Below are 4,376 nucleotides of genomic sequence, written 5' to 3'. Positions count from 1 at the left end.
GTGGGTGGCGGGACGGGGGGCACTGTCTGCGGGCACCTCAAAAGGGCGCTCCGGTGATATCCACGTCCTGACGATGAAATCCATCCGCATTTCCCAGCTCCTGGAGGACCGCGACTACGACCTGCGCCTGACGCTGGTCGCCGGAGGTGGTGGCCTGTCGCGCACCGTCGACTCGTCGCGCATCCAGAAGCCGGGCCTGGCGCTGGCGGGCTTCACCGAGCACCTCCACCCCCACCGCGTCCAGGTGTTCGGCAACACCGAAATCTCCTACCTGCGCACGCTGCCCGAGGAGCGCCAGCGCGAGTCGCTCGCCAAGCTCTTCGGCGAGGAGGACCTGGCGTGCGTGGTGGTGACCAAGGAGCTGGACATCCCCTCCGCCCTCGTGTCCGCGTGTGAGAACTCGGGCCTGGCGCTGATGAAGACGCCGTTGTTGTCCAGCGAGTTCATCATGCGCGTGCAGACCTTCCTGGAGGAGGCGCTCACCGAGTCCAGCAGCCTGCACGGGGTGCTGATGGACGTGTTCGGCGTGGGCATCCTGCTGTTGGGCAAGAGCGGCATCGGCAAGAGCGAGATTGCCCTGGACCTGGTGATGCGCGCCCACCGCCTCGTCGCGGACGACATCGTGGACGTCATCCGCCGCAAGGGCGCCGTCTACGGGGCCGGCAACCCCGTCATCAAGCACCACATGGAGATCCGCGGCCTGGGCATCATCAACATCAAGGACCTCTTCGGGGTTGCCGCGGTCCGTGAGCAGAAGAAGATTGAATTAGTCATTGAATTGCAGGAATGGGACCCGCAGCAGGAGTACGACCGTTTGGGTGTGGACGACAAACACCTGCAGATTGTGGGAGTCGACATTCCGCTGTCGGTCGTCCCCGTTCGCCCCGGCCGTAACATGGCGACCATCATCGAGGTGGCCGCCCGGAATCAGTTGCTGAAGCTGCAGGGTCACCACTCGGCGCGAGAGTTCGCCGAGCGGCTCAACAGGGCCATCGCCGAAGGAGCGATGCGCCGCACCTTGGGAGAAGAGGTCGAGTGACCGCGCCCGCGAAGCAAATCGTCGTCATCACCGGCATGTCCGGCTCCGGAAAGTCCACGGCCATCCGAGCGCTGGAAGATGCGGGGTTCTTCTGCATCGACAACCTGCCGGTGCTGCTCTTGCCCAAGCTCACGGAGCTGGCCGGCGGCGGCAACATCGAGCGCATGGCGCTGGTGGTGGACGTGCGGGAGGGCGTCTTCCTCAAGGACGCCCCGCGCATGCTGGCGGAGGTCCGCCGCGCCGGCCACCAGGTGGAGGTCCTCTTCCTGGACTCCAGCGATGACAGCCTCATGCGCCGCTTCAGCGAGACGCGCCGCCGCCATCCCCTGGCGCCCAGCGGCACCGTCGCCGAAGGCATCAAGATGGAGCGCGAGGAGCTGCGGGATTTGCGCGAGCTGGCCGACCAGGTCATCGACTCGTCCGCGCTCAACGTGCACGACTTGAAGCGCATGGTGCAGGCGCGCTTCAGCCCGGAGCCGGCGGCGGGGCCCAGCCTGTCCATCATGTCCTTCGGGTACCGGTACGGGGTGCCGCCGCAGGCGGACCTGGTGCTGGACGTGCGCTTTTTGCCCAACCCGTACTTCGTCCCGGAGCTGAAGGGGCTGACGGGCAAGGTGCCGAAGGTGGCCGCGTACGTGCTGGACCGCGAGGAGACGCAGCAGTTCCTCGAGAAGGTCGTGGACCTCTGCCGCTTCCTCTTCCCGCGCTACCAGAAGGAGGGGAAGGCGTACCTCACGGTGGCGCTGGGGTGCACGGGCGGCAAGCACCGCTCGGTGGCCATCGCCGCGGAGCTGACGAAGCGCCTGCAGGACGCGAACACCCGCGTCCAGCTGTGGGACCGCGACATCGAGAAGGAGTAGCCGCCGCGAGTCCCTAGCTGGACTCGCCCATGCTCCGGCGGCGGCTGCCATGGCCGCCGGCCTTGCTGAAGTGGGACGTGCGCTGGGCGTTCTCCCGCGCCAGCCAGCCGCGCTCCTCCTGCGTGTCGGCGTCCTGACGCTTCTCCAGCGTGAGGATGCCGCCGCCGCCGTGGCGCTGCTTGCCCTGCTCCACGGCCTGCTGGAAGTCCTTCGCGGACACCCAGTACTCGCCGTGGACGGGGTCCTTCACGCGGTACATGTCGTCCGAGGGGTCCGCCGTCCCGCCGGAGTTGAAGCCGTCGATGGTCACCCAGTGCAGCTCGCCGGGCACGGGCAGCTGCTCGTCCGGGCCGAGCGCCGCGTTGAGCAGGGCGTTGGAGTCCACCATCGCCATCATGTACTGGCCATTGCGCATGGTGTTGCTCATGGCCGCGGCATCACACGTCTCCAGGCCCTGGGTGACGTTGATGCCCATGCCGCCCAGCATCACCCCCATCTCCTGGGCCGTGGTGCCGTCGTCCAGGTTGACCTGCGGCTGACCGGGAATGAGCCCCTGCGTGGCGACGCCGTAGGGGCTGGGCCGGAACAGCGTGGGCTCCTGCGGCTGGGGCCCCTGGACGCCGTCCGCCCCGAGGCTCGCCCCGTGGATGAAGGCCAGGCTCGCCTCGCCGCAGCCTCCCTCCAGGGTGCTCTGCGCGACGGCGGCCTGCTCGATGGCCCAGCCATTCTTCCGCTGCGCCTGCGCCGCCTCGTTCATGAGCGAGGGGTGGCCCCGGGAGGACTCGATGGTGGACCATGACCGGCCCGGCCCGTTGAGCTGGGGCAGGCCCCGCCGCATCGCCGGACCGGCCTCGAAGGAGTCCCGTCCATCCGGCGACACATCGGAGCGCACCACCGGCCTGGGGGCGACGGCCTGCCGCGGCGCTGGCGTGAGGCCCCGCCCCTCGGGCGTGCCCCGCTGCTCCTTCATCCATGAGGACTGGCGGAAGAAGATGCTGAGATTGATGGGCATGGCGGTCCCTCCCCGAATTTCTTCGCCTGCGCGCATTATCGATTGGGCCCTGTTTCTTGTTGCAGAAGAAGTTGAAGGCCACTGTCCAATCCTTGACCAGATACGGGAAAACCCGCACACGCTCGAAGGAACGGAGTTCGGGAAATGACCGATACATTGGTCATATGGTCGACCGAGATGACACGGGGGGCTCGCGGGCGGACGGCGCGGCCCCGGCGCCGCGGCTGAAGGGCTCTCGTGGCGAGGGGGCCGCGCCGCCCAGCGCGCCAGGGACGTCGCGGTACCACACGGGCCGCGACGGGGGCGAGGCGCGAGGCTCGCCGCTCGGTGCGCGCGTGGGCCGGTTCATCCCGCTGAAGCTCCTGGGGCAGGGGGGCATGGGCGTGGTGTACGCGGCCTATGACCCGGACCTGGACCGCAAGGTGGCGCTGAAGCTGCTCCGCGTGACGGGGCCGGACGCGGACCTGGAGGCGGGGCGCACGCGGCTGCTCCGTGAAGCGCAGGCCATGGCGCGCATCTCCCATCCCAACGTCATCCCCGTGTTCGAGGTGGGGACGTGGGACGGGCAGGTCTTCGTCACCATGGAGCTGGTGGAGGGCGGCACGCTGCGCGACTGGCTCAAGGCGAAGCCGCGCTCGTGGCGCGAGGTGCTGGAGACGTACCTGGCGGCGGGGCGCGGCCTGGAGGCGGCGCACGCGGCGGGGCTGGTGCACCGAGACTTCAAGCCCACCAACGTGCTGGTGGGCCGGGACGGGCGCGTCTTCGTCACCGACTTCGGGCTGGCCCGGCCGGTGGACGCGCCGTGGCGGGAGGACGGGGAGCGGGAGGCCCTGCCGCCCGGAGCGGAGCTGGCCTCGCCGCTGTACGAGCCGCTGACCCAGGCCGGCGCGGTGATGGGCACGCCGCCCTTCATGTCGCCCGAGCAGTTCCGCGGCGAGGTGGTGGACGCGCGCTCGGACCAGTTCAGCTTCTGCTCCGCGCTGTACCGCGCGCTCTACGGGACGCGCCCCTTCGACCCGGACGCGCTGTCGAAGGCGGCGAAGTCGGCGCGCCCCTCGGCGGAGGACCCGGAGGGGACCCGGGCGCTGGCGAGACCGCTGCAGGTGCCCTCGCCCATCCACGAGCCCCCACGCGACACGAAGGTGCCCACGTGGGTGCGGCGCGCGGTGATGCGCGGCCTGGCGCTGGAGCCGGATGGCCGCTTCGCCTCCATGGCGGAGCTGCGGGAGGCGCTGTCGCAGGAACAGCACCTGGCGAAGCGGCGGCGGCTGGGCGCGGGCGCGGTGGCCGCGGCGGCGCTGGTGGCGTCGGTGGGCGGGGTGGTGGCGTGGCAGTCGCGCGTGTGCGCGGGCGCGGAGGGGCTCCTGGCGGAGAGCTGGGGCCCGGCCGCGAGGCAGCGGGTGGCGGCGGCCTTCGCGGCCACGGGGAGCCCGGTGGCGGCGGACATGGCGGCGCGGGTGGGCGG

4 protein-coding genes are annotated in these 4,376 nt (G+C 70.3%); 3 read left to right on the top strand and 1 reads right to left on the bottom strand.

The features are described 5' to 3' along the window. Positions 1-73 precede the first annotated feature (73 nt). On the top strand, positions 74-1,039 hold the full coding sequence (gene hprK, locus HG543_RS51905) for an HPr(Ser) kinase/phosphatase (protein WP_169352408.1): 966 nt from the start codon (positions 74-76) through the stop codon (positions 1,037-1,039). After that, positions 1,036-1,899 (top strand): RNase adapter RapZ, encoded by an 864-nt coding sequence (gene rapZ, locus HG543_RS51900; RefSeq protein ID WP_169352407.1) that lies wholly within the window; start codon positions 1,036-1,038, stop codon positions 1,897-1,899. Before hprK ends, rapZ begins: the two co-directional genes overlap by 4 nt. 13 nt (positions 1,900-1,912) lie before the next feature. Here rapZ and HG543_RS51895 read toward each other — a convergent pair whose 3' ends face one another. Further along, positions 1,913-2,911, bottom strand: coding sequence for a hypothetical protein (locus HG543_RS51895; protein WP_169352406.1), 999 nt, complete (start codon positions 2,909-2,911; stop codon positions 1,913-1,915). A gap of 164 nt (positions 2,912-3,075) precedes the next feature. On the opposite strand from HG543_RS51895, the gene HG543_RS51890 reads away from it, so the two are divergent. Beyond that, positions 3,076-4,376: serine/threonine-protein kinase (locus HG543_RS51890; protein WP_169352405.1), on the top strand; the 1,301-nt coding region annotated here is incomplete at its 3' end.

It is taken from the genome of Pyxidicoccus fallax (assembly GCF_012933655.1).
Lineage (GTDB): Bacteria > Myxococcota > Myxococcia > Myxococcales > Myxococcaceae > Myxococcus > Myxococcus fallax.
This window is presented reverse-complemented; position numbering and strand designations above follow the sequence as displayed.